The organism is Kitasatospora sp. NPDC004615 (genome assembly GCF_042873545.1).
Taxonomy (GTDB): Bacteria; Actinomycetota; Actinomycetes; order Streptomycetales; family Streptomycetaceae; genus Kitasatospora.
This window is the reverse complement of record NZ_JBIALQ010000006.1, coordinates 35,705-52,635: the sequence shown is the minus strand read 5'-3', so window position 1 is coordinate 52,635 and position 16,931 is coordinate 35,705. Positions and strand designations below refer to the sequence as shown.

General features: G+C 70.7%; 14 protein-coding genes, 2 tRNA genes and 1 riboswitch. Of the genes, 4 read left to right on the top strand and 12 right to left on the bottom strand.

Going from position 1 to position 16,931, the window contains the following annotated elements:
• Positions 1-240: 240 nt before the first annotated feature.
• The 4 genes from ACFYS8_RS21380 to ACFYS8_RS21365 all read right to left on the bottom strand — a co-directional run bounded on the left by ACFYS8_RS21380 (position 241) and on the right by ACFYS8_RS21365 (position 3,451).
• Positions 241-903 carry an ATP-dependent Clp protease proteolytic subunit gene (locus ACFYS8_RS21380; protein WP_387643087.1) on the bottom strand — a complete coding sequence of 221 codons (663 nt, stop codon included), beginning with the start codon at positions 901-903 and terminating at the stop codon, positions 241-243.
• A gap of 44 nt (positions 904-947) precedes the next feature.
• Positions 948-1,577, bottom strand: a complete 630-nt coding sequence (locus tag ACFYS8_RS21375) for an ATP-dependent Clp protease proteolytic subunit (protein WP_387643829.1) — start codon at positions 1,575-1,577, stop codon at positions 948-950.
• Positions 1,578-1,799: 222 nt separating this feature from the next.
• Positions 1,800-3,173 carry a trigger factor gene (tig, locus tag ACFYS8_RS21370; protein ID WP_387643086.1) on the bottom strand — a complete coding sequence of 458 codons (1,374 nt, stop codon included), beginning with the start codon at positions 3,171-3,173 and terminating at the stop codon, positions 1,800-1,802.
• A 204-nt stretch (positions 3,174-3,377) separates the two neighbouring features.
• A tRNA-Pro gene (locus ACFYS8_RS21365) sits at positions 3,378-3,451 on the bottom strand.
• A 149-nt stretch (positions 3,452-3,600) separates the two neighbouring features.
• Between ACFYS8_RS21365 and ACFYS8_RS21360 the strand changes: the two genes are divergently transcribed.
• Positions 3,601-3,674, top strand: a tRNA-Gly gene (locus ACFYS8_RS21360).
• Positions 3,675-3,830: 156 nt separating this feature from the next.
• Here the strand turns inward: ACFYS8_RS21360 and ACFYS8_RS21355 are convergent.
• The 3 genes from ACFYS8_RS21355 to ACFYS8_RS21345 all read right to left on the bottom strand — a co-directional run bounded on the left by ACFYS8_RS21355 (position 3,831) and on the right by ACFYS8_RS21345 (position 7,135).
• Positions 3,831-4,811 (bottom strand): peptidoglycan DD-metalloendopeptidase family protein, encoded by a 981-nt coding sequence (locus ACFYS8_RS21355; protein WP_387643085.1) that lies wholly within the window; start codon positions 4,809-4,811, stop codon positions 3,831-3,833.
• Between the two features lie 5 nt (positions 4,812-4,816).
• Positions 4,817-4,971, bottom strand: a riboswitch (cyclic di-AMP (ydaO/yuaA leader).
• Positions 4,972-5,341: 370 nt separating this feature from the next.
• Positions 5,342-5,536 (bottom strand): hypothetical protein, encoded by a 195-nt coding sequence (locus tag ACFYS8_RS21350; RefSeq protein ID WP_035862776.1) that lies wholly within the window; start codon positions 5,534-5,536, stop codon positions 5,342-5,344.
• Positions 5,537-5,923: 387 nt separating this feature from the next.
• Complete coding sequence (locus ACFYS8_RS21345; protein ID WP_387643084.1) at positions 5,924-7,135, bottom strand: PP2C family protein-serine/threonine phosphatase; 1,212 nt, start codon at positions 7,133-7,135, stop codon at positions 5,924-5,926.
• A gap of 166 nt (positions 7,136-7,301) precedes the next feature.
• On the opposite strand from ACFYS8_RS21345, the gene ACFYS8_RS21340 reads away from it, so the two are divergent.
• Positions 7,302-8,555: a GNAT family N-acetyltransferase gene (locus ACFYS8_RS21340; protein ID WP_387643083.1), complete on the top strand. Its 1,254-nt coding sequence runs from the start codon at positions 7,302-7,304 to the stop codon at positions 8,553-8,555.
• Positions 8,556-8,624: 69 nt separating this feature from the next.
• Here ACFYS8_RS21340 and ACFYS8_RS21335 read toward each other — a convergent pair whose 3' ends face one another.
• Positions 8,625-9,110 carry a ribose-5-phosphate isomerase gene (locus tag ACFYS8_RS21335; protein ID WP_387643082.1) on the bottom strand — a complete coding sequence of 162 codons (486 nt, stop codon included), beginning with the start codon at positions 9,108-9,110 and terminating at the stop codon, positions 8,625-8,627.
• A gap of 74 nt (positions 9,111-9,184) precedes the next feature.
• On the bottom strand, positions 9,185-9,781 hold the full coding sequence (locus tag ACFYS8_RS21330; RefSeq protein ID WP_387643081.1) for a biotin transporter BioY: 597 nt from the start codon (positions 9,779-9,781) through the stop codon (positions 9,185-9,187).
• 279 nt (positions 9,782-10,060) lie between these two features.
• Here ACFYS8_RS21330 and ACFYS8_RS21325 point away from each other — a divergent pair, with 279 nt between their 5' ends.
• Complete coding sequence (locus ACFYS8_RS21325; protein WP_387643080.1) at positions 10,061-11,464, top strand: amino acid permease; 1,404 nt, start codon at positions 10,061-10,063, stop codon at positions 11,462-11,464.
• A 51-nt stretch (positions 11,465-11,515) separates the two neighbouring features.
• Here ACFYS8_RS21325 and ACFYS8_RS21320 read toward each other — a convergent pair whose 3' ends face one another.
• Positions 11,516-12,151: a disulfide bond formation protein DsbA gene (locus tag ACFYS8_RS21320; RefSeq protein WP_387643079.1), complete on the bottom strand. Its 636-nt coding sequence runs from the start codon at positions 12,149-12,151 to the stop codon at positions 11,516-11,518.
• Positions 12,152-12,340: 189 nt separating this feature from the next.
• On the opposite strand from ACFYS8_RS21320, the gene pepN reads away from it, so the two are divergent.
• On the top strand, positions 12,341-14,908 hold the full coding sequence (gene pepN / locus ACFYS8_RS21315) for an aminopeptidase N (protein ID WP_387643078.1): 2,568 nt from the start codon (positions 12,341-12,343) through the stop codon (positions 14,906-14,908).
• Between the two features lie 74 nt (positions 14,909-14,982).
• Here the strand turns inward: pepN and ACFYS8_RS21310 are convergent, their stop codons facing one another.
• Together ACFYS8_RS21310 and ACFYS8_RS21305 are read right to left on the bottom strand one after the other, a co-directional pair.
• Positions 14,983-15,921 (bottom strand): carbohydrate ABC transporter permease, encoded by a 939-nt coding sequence (locus ACFYS8_RS21310; protein ID WP_387643077.1) that lies wholly within the window; start codon positions 15,919-15,921, stop codon positions 14,983-14,985.
• Between the two features lie 13 nt (positions 15,922-15,934).
• Positions 15,935-16,867 (bottom strand): carbohydrate ABC transporter permease, encoded by a 933-nt coding sequence (locus ACFYS8_RS21305; RefSeq protein ID WP_387643076.1) that lies wholly within the window; start codon positions 16,865-16,867, stop codon positions 15,935-15,937.
• Positions 16,868-16,931 lie beyond the last annotated feature (64 nt).

Sequence of the window (16,931 nt, the reverse complement as noted above, 5' to 3'; positions counted from 1 at the left end):
TCGGGGCCTGGTGCTGTGAGACCGGCTGCGTCGGCGGTCGGTCTGGTATCCGACGGTACTCTGCCGAGCCGTTGTTTCCGTCGACTTCGGCCGCTCTGCCCTACGCCCTGGGCGAATTGATACCGAACAGATGCCGTCGCGGGTGCATGACCCGACAGCCATTGTGCCGGGGCCGTGGCCCCGACCGGAACGCCCCGGGGCGGGGCGTACGTCACGTACGCGCCGCCCCGGGGCGAGGGTTCAGTCGGTGTACGAGTTCTTCCGGGTCGAGACGATCTGGTCGACCAGGCCGTACTCCAGCGCCTCTTCGGCGGTCAGGATCTTGTCGCGCTCGATGTCCTCGCGGACCTGCTCGACCTCCTTGTTGGAGTGCTTGGCCAGCATGGTCTCCAGCTGCTCGCGCATCCGGAAGATCTCCTTGGCCTGGATCTCCAGGTCCGACACCTGACCGCGGCCGGTCTCGGTGTACGGCTGGTGGATCAGCACCCGGGCGTTCGGCAGCGCCATCCGCTTGCCGGGGGTGCCCGCGGCCAGGATGACCGCGGCGGCCGAGGCGGCCTGGCCCATGCAGACCGTCTGGATGTCCGGCTTCACGAACTGCATGGTGTCGTAGATCGCCGTCAGCGCGGTGAACGAGCCGCCCGGGGAGTTGATGTAGATCGAGATGTCGCGATCCGGGTCCATCGACTCCAGGCAGATCAGCTGCGCCATGATGTCGTTCGCGGAGACGTCGTCCACCTGCGAGCCGAGGAAGATGATGCGCTCCTCGAACAGCTTGGCGTACGGGTCGTACTCGCGAACGCCCTGCGAGGTGCGCTCGACGAACCGCGGGACGATGTAGCGGCCCTCGGCCCGCATGTCCTCCAGGCGGGCCTTGGCACCGGACAGGCTGGGGATGTTCATGTTCTGTGGTCCTCCGAAGCGTGCGGTCTGGATTCCGAAACCGGTCAGCCGGCCAGGCCGGCGCCGGTGCCGCCGCCGCCCGGGACGTCCGCGGCGCTGTGCATGATGTCGTCGATCAGGCCGTACGCCTTGGCCTCCTCCGGGGTGAACCAGCGGTCGCGGTCGGAGTCCGCGGTGACCTGCTCGAAGGTCTGCCCACTGTGGTGGGCGATCATCTCCGACATCCGCTTCTTGGTGCGCAGCAGCTGCTCCGCCTGGATCCGGATGTCGGTGGCGGAGCCGCCGAGGCCCGCGGAGGGCTGGTGCATCAGGATGTTGGCGTTCGGCAGCGAGAAGCGCTTGCCCGGGGTGCCCGCGGTCAGCAGGAACTGACCCATCGACGCGGCCATGCCCATGGCGATGGTCACGACGTCGTTCTTGATGTACTGCATGGTGTCGTAGATCGCCATGCCGGCCGAGATCGAGCCACCCGGGGAGTTGATGTAGAGAAAGATGTCCTTCTCGGGGTCCGCCGCGAGCAGCAGGAGCTGGGCGGTGATCTTGTTGGCGATGTCGTCGTCGACCTGCTGGCCGAGGAAGATGATGCGCTCGTTGAGCAGCCGGTTGTAGACCTGATCGCCCAGGCCGCCGCCCACGTCGCCGCCGGCGGCGTGCGGTGCCATCAGGCCAGGCATCTGCATCTGCGGGAACGTCACTTAGCCACCTGCTCAGTCGATCTGCGTGTGTGTCGCTGTCCACCGACCCTAACGCGCAGGCCCGGCCGCTGAATCCCCCACGCAGAACTGTTCGCTGTGAGCGCAGGGTAACTGGGCCCAACGCGAACGGGCCCGGGCACCATGCGGTGCCCGGGCCCGTCCCGGTGCTGCGGTCCGCCGGATTCCCGGCGGTTACGAGGCTCAGGCCTCGGTGGTCTCCTCGGCGGCGGCCTCGGTGACAACCTCTTCCTCATCGTCCTCGAAGGAGACGACCTCACCGTTGGTGTCGGTGACCTTGGCGGCCTCGACAACCAGGGCCAGCGCCTTGCCGCGGGCGACCTCGCCGACCAGGAGCTGGACCTGGCCGCCCTGGACGACCTGCTGGGCGAACTGGTCCGGGGTCAGGCCGGAGCCGGCGGCGCGACGGATGAGGTGCTCGGTGAGCTCCTCCTGGTTGACGCCCAGCTCCTCGTTCTTGACGATCTGGTCCAGCACGAACTGGGTCTTGATGCCCTTCTTCGCCTGGTCCTCGGTCTCCTTGTCGAAGTCCTCGCGGGACTTGTCCTGGGAGGCCAGGTAGGTGTCGAGGGTCATGCCCATCGGCTCCAGCTGGTGGTGCTCCAGGTTGTGCTTGCGGGTGCCGATCTCGTCCGCGAGCAGCTTCTCCGGGTAGTCCATCTCGACCCGGGTGAGCAGCTCGTCGAGGACCTTCTCCTGGGCCTGGGTGGCCTGGTCGAACTCCTTCATCCGCTCGAGGCGCTTGCGGGAGTCCCCGCGCAGCTCCTCCAGGGTGTCGAACTCGCTCGCCAGCTGCGCGAACTCGTCGTCCAGCTCCGGGAGTTCCTTCTCCTGGACGGTGGTCACGGTGACAGTGACCTCGGAGTCCTTGCCGATCTGGGTGCCACCCTTGAGGGTGGTGGTGAAGGTCTTGGCCTCACCGGCGGACAGGCCGACGACGGCCTCGTCGATGCCGTCCAGCAGGCGGCCGGAGCCGATCTCGTAGCTCACGCCGGTGGCGGTGCCGTCCTCCGGCACCTCACCGTCGACCTTGGCCTCCAGGTCGATGACCACGACGTCGCCCTCGGCGGCGGCGCGCTCGACATCCTTCACGGAGCTGAAGCGCTCGCGCAGCTGCTGCAGCGACTTCTCGATGTCCTCGTCGGTGACCTCGACCGGGTCCACCACGACGGCGATCTCGGCGAAGTCCGGCAGGGCGACCTCGGGACGGACGTCGACCTCGGCGGTGAACTTCAGGTCACCGCCGTCGGCCAGGTTCTCGACACCGGCGATGTCGGTGATGTCCGGCTGGCCCAGCACATCGATCTGGCCCTCGTCGACGGCCTGCGTGTAGAAGCGCGGAAGCGCGTCGTTGACGGCCTCCTCCAGCACCGCGCCACGGCCGAAGCGCTGGTCGATGACCCGGTTCGGGATCTTGCCCTTGCGGAAGCCCGGGACGGTGACCTGCTGGTTGATCTTCTTGTACGCCGCGTCGAGGCTGGGCTTGAGCTCCTCGAAGGGCACCTCGACGGTGAGTCGAACCCGGGTCGGGTTCAGAGTCTCGACGGCGCTCTTCACGGTGGGGTCTCCTAGGGGGGCTTGCGGTCAGGGCGATAGGCGGTTGGGGCTGCAATGCTGTCCGTACTACCGCCAGCGGTCCATCCTACCGGTACCACGAAAGTGACTGCGCCCGGCACCGGGTGCACGGCGGAGCGGGGCCGGGGCGGCCGCGCCCCACAACGACAACAGGGCCCCGCCCACGGACGAGACCCTGCCGCACGGTCGGGGTGACCGGATTCGAACCGACGGCCTTCCGCTCCCAAAGCGGACGCGCTACCAACCTGCGCCACACCCCGTGGTGCCGAGCAGAAGAGTACACGTCGGGCCGCCTCCGACCGGGGCGATATTCGCGAGCCGACAGCGCGGAAGGAGTGTGCAATCCACCGGCTCGACCAGGTACCCTGATCCAGTCCTCGCCACCGCGACGCGGTGCGGGTACGCCTTTGCGGGTGTAGCTCAATGGTAGAGCCCCAGTCTTCCAAACTGGTCACGCGAGTTCGATTCTCGTCACCCGCTCCACAAGGCCAACGGCCCCGACTGCCAACGCAGTCGGGGCCGTTGCCGTTGGTCGGCCGCGCCGCGTGGCCGGGGGGCCTTCGCCCGCGCAAGGGCGCCGGAAAGCCCGAAGGCCCCGCGCAGCGGACTGCGCGGGGCCTTCGAGGGGTGAGGCGTGGATCAGACGTTGACGCCGTGGGCCGCCAGGTAGGCGACGGGGTCGATGTCGGAGCCGTAGTCCGGGGTGGTGCGGATCTCGAAGTGCAGGTGCGGGCCGGTCACGTTGCCGGTGGCGCCGGAGAGACCGATCTGCTGACCCGCCGTCACGGACTGGCCGGCCGAGACGGAGATCGAGGACAGGTGGGCGTACTGGGCGTACTTGCCGTCGGCCAGCTTGATGACGACCTGGTTGCCGTAGGCACCGCCGTTGCCGGCGGAGACCACGGTGCCGTTGGCGATGGCCTTGAGGCTGGTGCCGGTGGCGACCGGGAAGTCGATGCCGGTGTGGTAGCCGGAGGACCAGTTGGAGCCGGCGACCTTGTAACCGGTGGTGACCTTGCCCGGCGCCGGGGCGACGTAGGTGGAGCTGTTGCTCGCGGCAGCCGGAACGGCGGCCGGGGAAGCGGTGGTGGCCGTGGTGGCGACCGGGGGCGCCGCCTGCGGGGCCGGGGCCACGGGCTGGGCCTTGACGGTGCCGGTGGTGGCCGGCTTCGCGGTGTCGGCCTTCTTGACGGCGACCTTCGGCGCGGTGGCGGTGTCCGTGGAGGTGGACTTGGCGGCCGGGGCCTGCGCGGGGGCGGCGGCCTGGCCGTTGATGGCCAGCTTCTGGCCCGGGAAGATCAGGTCGGGGTTGCCACCGACCACGGAGCGGTTGTCCTGGTACAGCTTCTGCCAGCCACCGTCGACGTGCTGCGCGGCGGCGATCTTGGACAGGGTGTCGCCGGAGGCGACCCGGTAGCTGTGCGGGGCGGCGGCCTGGTCGGCGACGGGGGTGGCGTCCACCGAGACCGTGGACGGGTGGCTGCCGGCCTGCTCGGTGGCGGTGTGCGCGGAGGCGGCGGTGACCGGGAGGCCGATCGCGGCGCCGGCCACACCGGTGGCGATGGCGATCCGGGCGATGGTGGCCAGGCTCGGCTTGCGGTGCTTGCCCTGAGCGGACATGAAGGCGTTCCTCTCCGACGCCTGCGAGGTGAGCTGTCGGGTTCGGGCGAGAGTTGCCCGGCCGCAGGGACTGCGGCTTCACCCCGAGCCGTTCCCGGTGGTTTCCGGGCCCGGCGACTTACCTGTGGTTCCCCCGCTCCTGCCGTGGCGTGGTATCTGGTCGGCACCGGACGACGGCAGGACTAGGCGTTCCGTCCGGTGGCCCGCCCGGTCACTGGCCGGGCTGCGGAGGAAGCAAATCCCACGGCCCGTGAGGCTGGCAAACGCCGATCGGCCCCGCTCCCTGGGTCGGGAAGGGGCTGACGATCCACCAGGTCACGCTGTGCCGACACCACGCTGCGGTGCGCGTACGCGATCATGACAGTGCGCGTACGAACCCCGCACGGTGGGCGACTTCGGCCACCGTGCGCGTTCGGGCGCGGACCTGGCGTGACGTCGCGGGTGAGCCTGGTCACCGTGGGCAGGCCGAATGGACGGCGCGGGGGTGTCTCCCGCCCGTCGTGGCGTGCCGCCGGGGAGCCGACAGGCCGTCAGCCCGCGATCGACGCGATGGCCTTGGAGACCGAGGTGAGGAACTGCTGGATCGGGCCGGCCATGGTCGACTGGCTCAGCATGAAGCCGAACAGGGCGGCGACGATGGCGTGCCCGGTCTTCAGCTGCTTGTTGCGAATGAAGATCGCGACGATGATGCCGAACAGGACAAGCGCGGAGACGGAGAAGGCCACCAGGACTCACTTCCTCGATTCGTGGCGGGGGTTCGGTGGAAGCCGGCGTTGGCTCCCAGGCGGAAACCGGCCCCTGCCCCCCGTGTCCCCACCACTCCATCCGGACTCAGTGTGGTCGCTCGTGCTGAGTGCGTAAAGGACTTGCCCGGTCGCTCGGTGCCCGAACCCGCCTGGCAGGACTGATTTTCGCCGACCGCGACGATAGCGGACGGGTTCTGACACCCCGTCGGCGGGCGGTGGTCCGTGCTGGCCTGCGCGGCAAACCGGCAGGCAGATCCAGCATCGCCGCCCGGCTCGGGCCGCGAACCGGAATTGGCCGAAGATCAACGTCCGGGTTTGACACTCCGTGGACACTCCGCGCTCACCGCGTCTGCACCGGACGGAAGTTCAGCGGCGCCAGACCAGCAGCACCGCGCGGTCGTCGTTGACGTGCTTGGCGACGGTGTCGATCAGCCGGACCGCGGAGCCGGGCCGGATCGACCCCGGGGCGGTGGCGACCAGCCGGTCGGCCTCGCCCATCAGCCGGTCCATGCCCTCGGCGAGGTCGCGGCCGGGGATCTCCACCATGCCGTCGGTGCACAGCATCAGGACGTCGCCGGGGCCGAGGGTGCCGCGCACCCCCTCGAACTTGGCCTCGTCGTAGACCCCGAGCAGCGGGCCCTCGGCCTCCTTGACCTCCCAGTACCCGGCGCCCGCGAGACGGTGCATGCCGGGCAGGTGCCCCGCGGAGAGCAGTTCGTACTCGCCGGTGTCCAGGTCGACCACCAGATGGACGGCGGTGGCGAAGCCCTCCGCCCAGTCCTGCCGCAGCAGGTAGCCGTTGGCGGCGGGCAGGAAGTCGTGGGCGGGCAGCGAGCCGAGCAGGCCGCCGAAGGCGCCGGAGAGCAGCAGGGCGCGGCTGCCGGCGTCCATGCCCTTGCCGGAGACGTCGGCGAGGACGGCTTCCAGCATCCGTCCGCCGGGGCCGGTGCGGGCGGCGACCATGAAGTCGCCGGAGAAGGACTGGCCGCCGGCCGGGCGCAGCGCGGTGTCGGTGTGCCAGCCGTCGGGCAGTTCCGGGACCCGGCCCTGGATCCGGATCCGCTCGCGCAGGTCGAACAGCATGGTGGAGCCGCCGCGCCAGGGCACGCCGATCCGGCGGCGGAACTGGGCGACCAGCAGTCCGGCGACGCCGACCGCGCCGACCACCAGCGCGGAGCCGGGGGTGACGCCGTGGGTGTAGGTCTCCGGCTGCGCGCTGGCGACGCGTTCGCCGGTGTGCACCAGGGATTCGGTGATCAGTCCGGCGGCGGCGACGGCGTACAGCAGCACCAGGGTGCCGGGGCGCAGCAGCAGCGCGCCGGCCAGCACGGGCAGCACCAGGGCGGTGGGCGGGGCCCAGTCGGGAAGCAGGATGTTCAGCAGGACCAGGACGGGCACGGCGAGGGCGAGGGCGGCGAACGCCCACCAGTCGGCGCCGTCGCCGCGGAAGTAGTCGACTCCGGTGCGGCGCACCCTGCGCCTGGCCCGGTACAGCGCAGCGCGCAGCCGGGCCGTCACGGGCTCGCGGGACGGTCCGCCGTCCCGGCCCGTCGCTCTGGGGCGCGCTCTGCCGACCATGGGGACCGACTGTATCCACCGCCGGTGCGCGCGTCGACGGCCCGGTGGCACCGAGTGCAACGGGAGGGGCACGCTCCGGTGGGTTTCGGCCGCCCGGGAGGCCGGCTACGGCATGGGCGTGACAAATCGGTCGCACGGTTCCGGATCGGGTGGTAGGCAGGGGCTCATGACGATTCGACACCCCGATCTGACCATCCGGCCGTTGCGCGCCGAGGAGTGGGAGACCTGGTACGGCACCCTTGACGTGGCCTTCGGCGGCGGCGGGGAGGCTCCCGCCGAACGCGCGCTGTGGCACGAGTTGACCGAGGTGGAGCGTTCGCTGGCGATCTGTGAGGGCGAGCGCATCGTCGGCGGCTGCTCGGCGTTCAGCTTCCGGCTGGTCGTGCCGGGCGGAGCGGTGGTCCCGGCGGCGGGCGTGACGATGGTGGGCGTGCTGCCCACCCATCGGCGCCGGGGCGCGCTGACCGCCATGATGCGCCGTCAGCTGGCCGACGTACATGCGGCCGGGGAGGCGCTGGCGGTGCTGACGGCGTCCGAGCCGGTGATCTACGGGCGGTTCGGCTACGGGCAGGGCACCCGCAAGGCGGTCATATCGATGATCCGCGGCCGGGTGAAGGTGCACACGCCGGAGCGCCGCGGCGAGCTGGTGCTGCGGCTGGCCGATCCGGGGGCCGAACTGGCCCGCTGCGAGGAGCTGTACGACCGTCTGGCCACTCGCCGCCCGGGCACCCTGGTGCGGCAGCCGGGCTGGGACAAGCTGCCGGTGCTGGACGCGCCGGAGTCCCGCAGCGGCTTCTCCCCGCTGCAGTCGGTGGTGGCGGAGGATCCGGAGACCGGTGAGCTGCTCGGCTACGCCCGGTACGCGGTGAAGGACGACTGGAACGATCGTGGCGCGGCCGGCGTGGTCCGGGTCCGCGCGGTGCAGGCGGAGCAGCCCTGGGTGTACGCCCGGCTGTGGGAGTTCCTGCTGGACCTCGACCTCACCGAGCGGGTGGAGGCGTTCAACCTGCCGGCGGACGACCCGCTGATGCACCTGGTGTCGGACTACCGGCACCTGATGCCCCGCCTGGTGGACGCCATGTTCGTGCGGCTGGTGGACCTGCCGAAGGCGCTTGAGGCGCGCGGCTGGGCGCAGCCGGTGGACGCGGTGCTGGAGGTCACCGACGCGTTCTGCCCGTGGAACGCGGGCCGTTGGCGGCTGACGGCCGTACCGGGCAAGCCGGCCTCCTGCGTGCCGACGGACGAGCCGGCCGATCTGGAGCTGGACGTCCGCGAGTTGGGCTCGGTCTACCTGGGCGGCACCTCGCTGACGGCGCTGGCCGCGGCGGGGCTGGTGCGGGAGCTGCGGACGGGTGCGCTGGAGCAGGTGTCGGCGGCGTTCCGCTCGGGGCTGGAGCCCTGGCTGCCGCACGGCTTCTGACCGTGCGGGAAAGAGCGAACGCGCCCGCCCGGGACAACTCCCGGGCGGGCGCGGTGCGTTGGGTCCGGCTCAGCCCTGCGGGTGGTGGGCCGGGACGGGCGGCAGCTCACCGGTGGTCTCGTACTCGGAGAGCATCTGGATCCGGCGGGTGTGCCGGGGCTCGCCGCTGTACGGGGTGTTGAGGAAGATCTCGACGAACTTGGTGGCCTCGTCCACGGTGTGCATCCGGCCGCCGACCGAGATCACGTTGGCGTTGTTGTGCTCGCGGCCGAGGGCGGCGGTCTGCTCGCTCCAGGCCAGCGCGGCGCGGACGCCCTTGACCTTGTTGGCGGCGATCGCCTCGCCGTTGCCGGAGCCGCCGATCACCACGCCCAGCGCCTCCGGGTCGGCGGCGGTGCGCTCGGCCGCCCGCAGGCAGAACGGCGGGTAGTCGTCCTCGGCGTCGTAGATGTGCGGGCCGCAGTCGACCGGCTCGTGCCCGGCCCCCTTCAGCCACTCGACGAGGTGGTTCTTCAGTTCGTATCCGGCGTGGTCGGAGCCCAGGTAGACGCGCATGGACACGAGTGTGACATGCCACCGGGCCCGCGCCCCGGCAGGGGCGGCGGGCCCGGTTCGGAACAGGTCGCCCGTCAGCGGCGGCCGAGAAGCTTCCAGGTGAGCGGCAGGGCGCCCATCGCGAGCACCATCTTCAGCGCGTCGCCGACCAGGTACGGGTAGAGGCCGAGGCTCGCGGCCCTGGCCAGCGGGACGTCCAGGGCGAACGCCAGGTACGGCACGCCGACCGCGTAGATCGCCAGGCTGCCGAGCGCCATCGCGCCGGCAGTGCGCAGCGGGCTGCGGTCGGCGCCGCGGCGGGCCAGCGCGCCGGTGAGGGCGGCGGCCAGCACGAAGCCGATCACGTAGCCGAAGGTGGCCATGCCCGCGCCGGAGGTGCCCTCGGCGAACCAGGGCAGGCCGGCCGCGCCGGCCGCCAGGTAGAGGCCGAGCGCGGCGGCGCCGCGGCGGGCGCCGAGCGCGGTGCCGACCAGCAGCGCGGCGAAGGTCTGCCCGGTCACCGGCACCGGCGAGCCCGGCACCGGGACGGACAGCTGGGCGGCGATGCCGGTCAGTGCGGCGCCGCCGGCCACCAGGGCCAGGTCGCGGGCCCGCGCGCCGATCCGGGTGGACGCCTGCGGCAGCAGGTCGGCAAGGACGGCGGTGGACGGTGTCGACGCGGCGATGGCCATGGCTGCTCCCGGGGTGTCCGATGGGGTGATCACTTGTGAACCTATGCGGTGTCAGGGCTCCACCGCCGCGTCGGGGCACGACAAAGCCGACCCGGCCGGGCTTGTCGGGTCCGGCCTGTGACCAAGCCCTCACCGTGTGCACACGGTGGTGCGGCCGTCACTGTCCGTCGGACGGCCGTCCGGATGCCGGTCCCGATTGGGGCGTCCACGTCATATGCCGAATAGTGGACAGACCCCGCCGAAATGGTCGGGAAGTCGCACAGTCTGGAAACCCCGCGCATGACCCGTACTCCCACCTCCGCCCGCGCCGCTGTCAGGCCGGACGCCGATGGCGCCGCCGAGGACGCCGGGCTGGCCCACGGTCTCAAGCAGCGTCACCTGTCGATGATCGCCCTCGGTGGAGTGATCGGGGCAGGCCTCTTCGTCGGCTCCGGCGCCGGAATCGCCGCCGCCGGGCCCGCCGTGGTACTCGCCTTCGCGGCCTCCGGGCTGCTGGTGATGCTGGTCATGCGGATGCTCGGCGAGATGTCCGCCGCCCGGCCCGCCTCCGGCTCGTTCTCGGTGCACGCCGAGCGGGAGATCGGCCCGTGGGCCGGGTTCACGGCCGGCTGGCTGTTCTGGGTGCTGCTGTGCGTCGGCGTCGGCGTGGAGGCGATCGGCGCGGCCGGCATCGTCTCCGGCTGGCTGCCCGGTGTCCCGTCCTGGGTCTGGGTCGCCGCCTTCATGGCGTTCTTCTGCGGTACCAACCTGGCCGCCGTCCGCAACTTCGGCGAGTTCGAGTTCTGGTTCGCCGCGATCAAGGTGCTCGCGATCAGCGCCTTCCTGGTGATCGGCGTGCTCGCCGTGCTCGGAATGCTGCCCGGCACCTCCTCCCCCGGTACCTCCAACCTCACCGGCCACCACGGCTTCCTGCCGCACGGCACCGCCGGGCTGGTCACCGGCCTGCTGGCCTCGGTGTTCGCGTACGGCGGGCTGGAGACCGTCACCATCGCCGCCGCCGAGTCGGAGAACCCCCGGCGCAGCGTGGCCACGGCGGTGCGCACCGCGATGTGGCGGATCGCCCTGTTCTACGTCGGCTCGATGGCGGTGATCGTCACCCTGGTGCCGTGGGACGACCCGTCCGTGGTCCGGCCCGGCCCCTACGTGGCGGTGCTGCACACCCTGGGCATCCCGGGGGCCGCGGAGCTGATGAACGTGGTGGTGCTGATCGCGCTGCTCTCCGCGATGAACGCCAACATCTACGGCTCCTCCCGGATGGCGCACTCGCTGATCGCCCGCGGCCACGGCCCGCGCGCACTGGCCCGGATCTCCGGCGGCGTGCCGCGGCGCGCGGTGCTGGCGTCCTGCGGGTTCGGGTTCCTGGCCGTGCTGCTGTCGTACTGGTGGCCGGAGACGGTCTTCTCCTGGCTGCTGAACATGGTCGGCGCGGCCGTCCTGGTGGTGTGGGCGTTCATCGCCGTCGCCCAGCTGCGGATGCGCCGGAAGCTGCCGGCGGCGCAGCTCCCCGTCCGGATGTGGGCGTTCCCGTACCTGACGTACGCGGCGCTGGCCGCGATCGCGGTGGTCCTGGTGCTGATGACGATGGACTCCGCGAACCGCATCCAGCTGTACTTCACCGCCGGCCTGACGGTCGTGCTGGCGGTGGTCGGTTACCTGCGGAGCCGCCGGCCGGCCGTGGTCTGAACACATGCAGAAACCCCCGCACCCCTTGGTGCGGGGGTTTCCGCGTGCGGACTACTCGAACGAGGGCCCCGCGGTGCGGGTGCGCTTGATCTCGTAGAAGCCGGGGGTGGAGGCGACCAGCAGGGTGCCGTCCCAGAGCCGGGCGGCCGCCTCGCCGCGCGGGGTGGGGGTGACGACCGGCCCGAAGAAGGCGATCCGGTCGCCGTCCGGCCCGTCCACGGCGATGACCGGGGTGCCGACGTCCTGGCCGACCAGGCCGATGCCCTCGGCGTGGGAGGCGCGCAGCTTCTCGTCGAACTCGTCCGTGTCGGCGGCGTCCGCGAGCTCGGCGGGCAGGCCGGCGGCGGTGAGGGCGGCGACCACGGTCTCCCGGGTGTTGGGCAGGCCCTGGTTGTGGAAGCGGGTGCCGAGCTCGGTGTAGAGCCGGCCGAGCACCTCCTCGCCGTGCCCCTCGGCGGCGGCGATCAGCACCCGCACCGGGCCCCAGCCGGCGGCCAGCAGCTCGCGGTACTGCTCGGGCAGGTCGTCGCGGTTCTCGTTGAGGACGGACAGGCTCATCACGTGCCAGCGGGTGTCCACGGGGCGGAGCTGCTCGACCTCCAGCATCCAGCGGGAGGTCATCCAGGCCCAGGGGCAGATCGGGTCGAACCAGAAGTCGGCGGTCTTGCGAGTGTCTGCGGTGCTCACGGGCGGCGTCCTCGGTGTCGGCGATCGGGAGTTGCGGGGGCGTCGCCCCCTCCGAACGGCAACTCCGGCCCCAGTGTGATGATTCCTCGCCCAGTGCAATGGCACCGTGGGAACGGCGTGAAAGGATGCCCCCGACGGGGTGCCATGAACACCCCCAAAGCCGTGTGTTCCGTACAGAGGAGTACCGCCGTGCCGGGCAAGAACCTGAGCCGTGAGGAGGCCCGCGACCGGGCCGGGATCATCCGGGTGGAGAGCTACCGCGTCCACCTGGACGTGAGTGCGGCGGCCGACCCCGGCCGGCCCACCTTCCGTTCCACCACCCGGATTTCCTTCGACTGCGCCACCCCGGGCGCGTCCAGCTTCGCCGACCTGCTCGCCCCCGAGGTGGTCTCCGTCGAGCTGAACGGGCGCCGGCTGGACCCGGCCGAGGTGTTCGACGGCGCCCGGGTCGCACTGCCGGAGCTCGCCGCCCACAACGAGCTGACGGTGGTCGCCGAGTGCGCCTACAGCCGCACCGGCGAGGGCCTGCACCGCTTCGTCGACCCGGTGGACGGCGAGACCTACCTGTACACCCACTACGAGCCGGCCGACGCCCGCCGGGTGTTCGCCAACTTCGAACAGCCCGACCTGAAGGCCCCGTTCAGCTTCACCGTGACCGCCCCGGCCGCGTGGGACGTGTACGCCAACGCCGTGCACGAGCGCGTCACCGAGGAAGGCTCCACCCGCACCTGGGAGTTCGCGCCGACCAAGCCGATCTCCACCTACCTCACCGCCGTGGTGGCCGGCCCGTACCACGTGGTGCGCGACCACTACTCGCGCGAACTGCCCGACGGCACCGTGCTGGAGATCCCGCTCGCCACCACCTGCCGCCGCTCGCTGGCCCCGTACTTCGACGCCGACGAGATCCTCGCCGTCACCAAGCAGGGCCTGGACTTCTTCCACGACGAGTTCGACTACCCGTACCCGTTCGGCAAGTACGACCAGTGCTTCGTCCCCGAGTACAACATCGGCGCGATGGAGAACCCGGGCTGCGTGACCTTCCGCGAGGAGTTCATCTACCGCTCGAAGGTCACCGAGGCCGCCTACGAGGCCCGCGCCAACGTGATCCTGCACGAGATGGCGCACATGTGGTTCGGCGACCTGGTCACCATGAAGTGGTGGGACGACCTGTGGCTGAAGGAGTCGTTCGCCGACTTCATGGGCTCGTTCGCGCAGATCGAGGCCACCAAGTACCGCTCCGCCTGGATCACCTTCGCCAACCGCCGCAAGGCCTGGGCGTACCGGCAGGACCAGTTCCCCACCACCCACCCGATCACCGCGGACATCCGCGACCTCGAGGACGCCAAGCTCAACTTCGACGGCATCACCTACGCCAAGGGCGCGTCCGTCCTCAAGCAGCTGGTCGCCTACGTCGGCCGGGACGCGTTCTTCGAGGGCGCCCGCCGGTACTTCAAGAAGCACGCCTTCGGCAACACCGTCCTCGGCGACCTGCTGGACGCCCTGGAGGAGACCAGCGGCCGCGACCTGCGCGCCTGGTCCGCCGCCTGGCTGCAGACCTCCGGCGTCAACACCCTCACCCCCGAGGTCACGTACGACGCCGAGGGCCGGATCACCGAACTGGCGATCCGCCAGGACGGCGAGGTACTCCGCCCGCACCGGATCGCGGTCGGCCTGTACGACCTCGCCGAGGACGGCGCGCTGCTGCGCACCGACCGCTACGAACTGGACGTCACCGGCGCCCGCACCGTGGTCGCCGACGCGGCCGGCCGTTCGGTGCCCGCGCTGGTGCTGCTCAACGACGACGACCTGACGTACTGCAAGGTCCGCTTCGACGAGCGCTCGCTGGAGACCCTGCGCACCGGCCTCGGCGACCTCACCGGCGAGACCGGCCTGGCCCGGGCGCTGGCCTGGTCCGCGGTGTGGAACCTGACCCGGGACGGGCTGATGCCCACCCGCGACTACCTCGACCTGGTGCAGCGCTTCGCCGGCCGGGAGTCCGACATCGGCGTGCTGCAGTCCCTGCACCTCCAGGCCGGCGTCGCCCTGCAGGTGTACGCCGACCCGGCCCGCCGCGCCGAGTACGGCACCGCGCTCGCCGAGGTCGCGCTGCGCGAGCTCTCGCAGGCCGCCCCCGGCAGCGACCACCAGCTCGCCTGGGCCCGCTTCCTCGCCGACACCGCCGAGCGCGCCGACCACCTGCGGCTGCTGCGCGGCCTGCTGGAGGACACCGCCCGGATCGACGGCCTGACGGTGGACCAGGAACTGCGCTGGAACTTCTGGCTGTCCCTCGCCGCCAACGGCGCGGCCGACACCGAGGAGCTGGCCGCCGAACTGGCCCGCGACAACACCGCCAGCGGCCGCCGCCAGCACACCGAGTGCCTGGCCGCGCTGCCCACCCCGGGCGCCAAGGCCGCCGCCTGGTCCGCCGTGGTCGACTCCGACGAACTGCCCAACGCCCTGGTCGAGGCGCAGATCGCCGGCTTCAACCAGGCCGGGCAGCGCGAGCTGACGGCCTCCTACGCCGAGCCGTACTTCGAGATGCTGGAGTCGATCTGGGCGGACCGCTCGATCGAGATCGCGATGCGGATCGTCGGCGGCTTCTACCCGCGCTACCAGACCACGCCCGAGACGCTGGCGGCCACCGACGACTGGCTGACCGCCCACCAGGACGCCGCCCCCGCGCTGCGCCGCCTGGTGCTGGAGTGCCGCGACGACCTGGCCCGGGCGCTGCGCGCGCAGGCCTGCGACATCCAGTAGCGATTCCGCGCACAACGGCCCGGCCGCCGCTCCGATTCGGAACGGCGGCCGGGCCTTCTGCCGTGCGGCGTCCGCTACTTGAGGGTGGCGGAGGTCAGACCGGCCTGGACCTGGCGCTGGAAGGACAGGTACACCACCAGCACCGGCAGCATCGCGATCGTCATACCGGCGAACAGCGCCGGGGCGTCGCTCTTGTAGCCGGACTGCAGGGCCAGGTTGACCAGGCCCTGGGCGAGCATCGAGTGGTCGGCCTCGCCGGCCGTGGTGGGCTGCATCAGGGTGACCGGCAGGATGTACTGGTTCCACTGGCCGAGCACGTTGAAGATGCCCACGCTGATCAGGCCGGGCTTGGCCATCGGCACCATGATCTGGAAGAACGTCCGGGTGTGCGAGCAGCCGTCCAGCATCGCGGCCTCGTGCACCGCGCTCGGCAGGGTGCGGAAGAACGAGTACATGAAGAACACGGTGAACGGCAGCGAGTAGGCGACGTACACCAGGATCAGGCCGGCGTAGCTGTTCAGGCCGAGGTACGGCGAGATCTCACCGAGGTTGCGGACCATGAAGAACAGCGGCACCAGGGCCAGGTACACCGGGAACATCGAACCCGCGACGAACAGGTAGTAGATGAACCGGTTGCCCTTGAACTCGTAGCGGGCCAGCACGTAGGCGGCCATCGAGCCGAGCAGCATGGTCAGGGTGACGGAGCCCAGCAGCACGATGATCGTGTTGGTGAAGAAGCCGCCGATGCCCTTGGACCAGGCGCGGCTGAAGGCGTCGAAGCCCCAGTGCGCCGGCCAGCTCCAGGCCGAGCCGTTGATCTGCGCGTCGGTCTTGAACGAGCCGAGCACCACCCAGATCAGCGGCAGGACGATCAGGACGGCCCAGATGGCCAGGAAGCCGTGCGAGAAGACGTTCAGCACGCCGCCGCCGTCGGCGAAGCGCTGGTCCTTGCCCGGCGTGGGCTTGGTGCCGCGCTGACCGGGGACGCTCGCGGTCTTGTCGAGAGTGGTCATGTCCGGTCCCCGCTCAGTACTCGATCTTGTCGCGCTTGGTGGCCCACAGCGAGACGACGGTCAGAATGAGGGTGAAGAAGAAGATCACCACACCCATCGCACAGGCGTAGCCCGCCTCACCGTTGCGCAGGAAGTTGCGCATCAGGTAGGTCGAGATGAGCTCGCTGTGGTGGTCGGGACCACCGCCGAAGTACGCGCCGGGGGTGATCGAGGCGACCAGCGCGAAGGCGTCCATGGCGACGATGGCCAGGTAGACCCAGGCGGTCTGGACGGTCTCCCAGAGCAGCGGCAGCGTGATCTTGAAGAAGGTCTGGCCGCGCTTGGCGCCGTCCAGCAGGGCGGCCTCGTAGATGTCCTTCGGGATGCCCTGCATGGCGGCCGAGAACAGCACCAGGTAGAAGCCGACGCCGGACCAGACCAGCACCGCCAGCACGCACCACATGACCAGGTCGGGGTCGGACAGCCACTGCACCGGGTCGTTCACGGTGGCCAGGCCGAGCTTGATCAGGATGCCGTTGGCCAGGCCGGACTGGTCGGTGCGGTACACCGCCTGCCAGAGCACGGCGAGGATGGCGATCGACAGCACCTGCGGGAAGAAGAAGACGACCTTGTAGAAGGCCGCGCCCTTGACGCCCTGCACACCGCCGGTGCCGCCCTTGCCACCGACGTTCAGCATGAAGGCGAAGAACAGCGCGATCAGGATGGTGACGACCGGGAGCAGGATCAGCAGCATCAGGTTGTGCCAGAGGGCACCGGCGAAGACCTCGTCATCGAGGAGTTTCGTGTAGTTGTCCAGGCCGACGAAATCCATCTCCTGGCTCGCCCCGGACCAGTTGGTCAGGGAGTATCCGAAGGTCTGCGCGTAGGGCCAGAGCACCAGGCCGACGTACAGCACGATCGGAAGGAAGAGGAACCCCACGATGAAGGGGTACTTGCCGTGACGCATGGCCACTTCTCCTGTCCGTCAGGAAGACGCACCGGGGGCGCCTCGACGCCCCCGGTGCGTTGAT

Bases quoted from the DNA above. Each gene is read 5' to 3' on its own strand.
- ACFYS8_RS21380 (WP_387643087.1), bottom strand. From the start codon at position 903: ATGAACATCCCCAGCCTGTCCGGTGCCAAGGCCCGCCTGGAGGACATG.
- ACFYS8_RS21375 (WP_387643829.1), bottom strand. From the start codon at position 1,577: ATGCCTGGCCTGATGGCACCGCACGCCGCCGGCGGCGACGTGGGCGGC.
- ACFYS8_RS21355 (WP_387643085.1), bottom strand. From the start codon at position 4,811: ATGTCCGCTCAGGGCAAGCACCGCAAGCCGAGCCTGGCCACCATCGCC.
- ACFYS8_RS21345 (WP_387643084.1), bottom strand. From the start codon at position 7,135: ATGGTCGGCAGAGCGCGCCCCAGAGCGACGGGCCGGGACGGCGGACCG.
- ACFYS8_RS21340 (WP_387643083.1), top strand. From the start codon at position 7,302: ATGACGATTCGACACCCCGATCTGACCATCCGGCCGTTGCGCGCCGAG.
- ACFYS8_RS21335 (WP_387643082.1), bottom strand. From the start codon at position 9,110: ATGCGCGTCTACCTGGGCTCCGACCACGCCGGATACGAACTGAAGAAC.
- ACFYS8_RS21330 (WP_387643081.1), bottom strand. From the start codon at position 9,781: ATGGCCATCGCCGCGTCGACACCGTCCACCGCCGTCCTTGCCGACCTG.
- ACFYS8_RS21325 (WP_387643080.1), top strand. From the start codon at position 10,061: ATGACCCGTACTCCCACCTCCGCCCGCGCCGCTGTCAGGCCGGACGCC.
- ACFYS8_RS21310 (WP_387643077.1), bottom strand. From the start codon at position 15,921: ATGACCACTCTCGACAAGACCGCGAGCGTCCCCGGTCAGCGCGGCACC.
- ACFYS8_RS21305 (WP_387643076.1), bottom strand. From the start codon at position 16,867: ATGCGTCACGGCAAGTACCCCTTCATCGTGGGGTTCCTCTTCCTTCCG.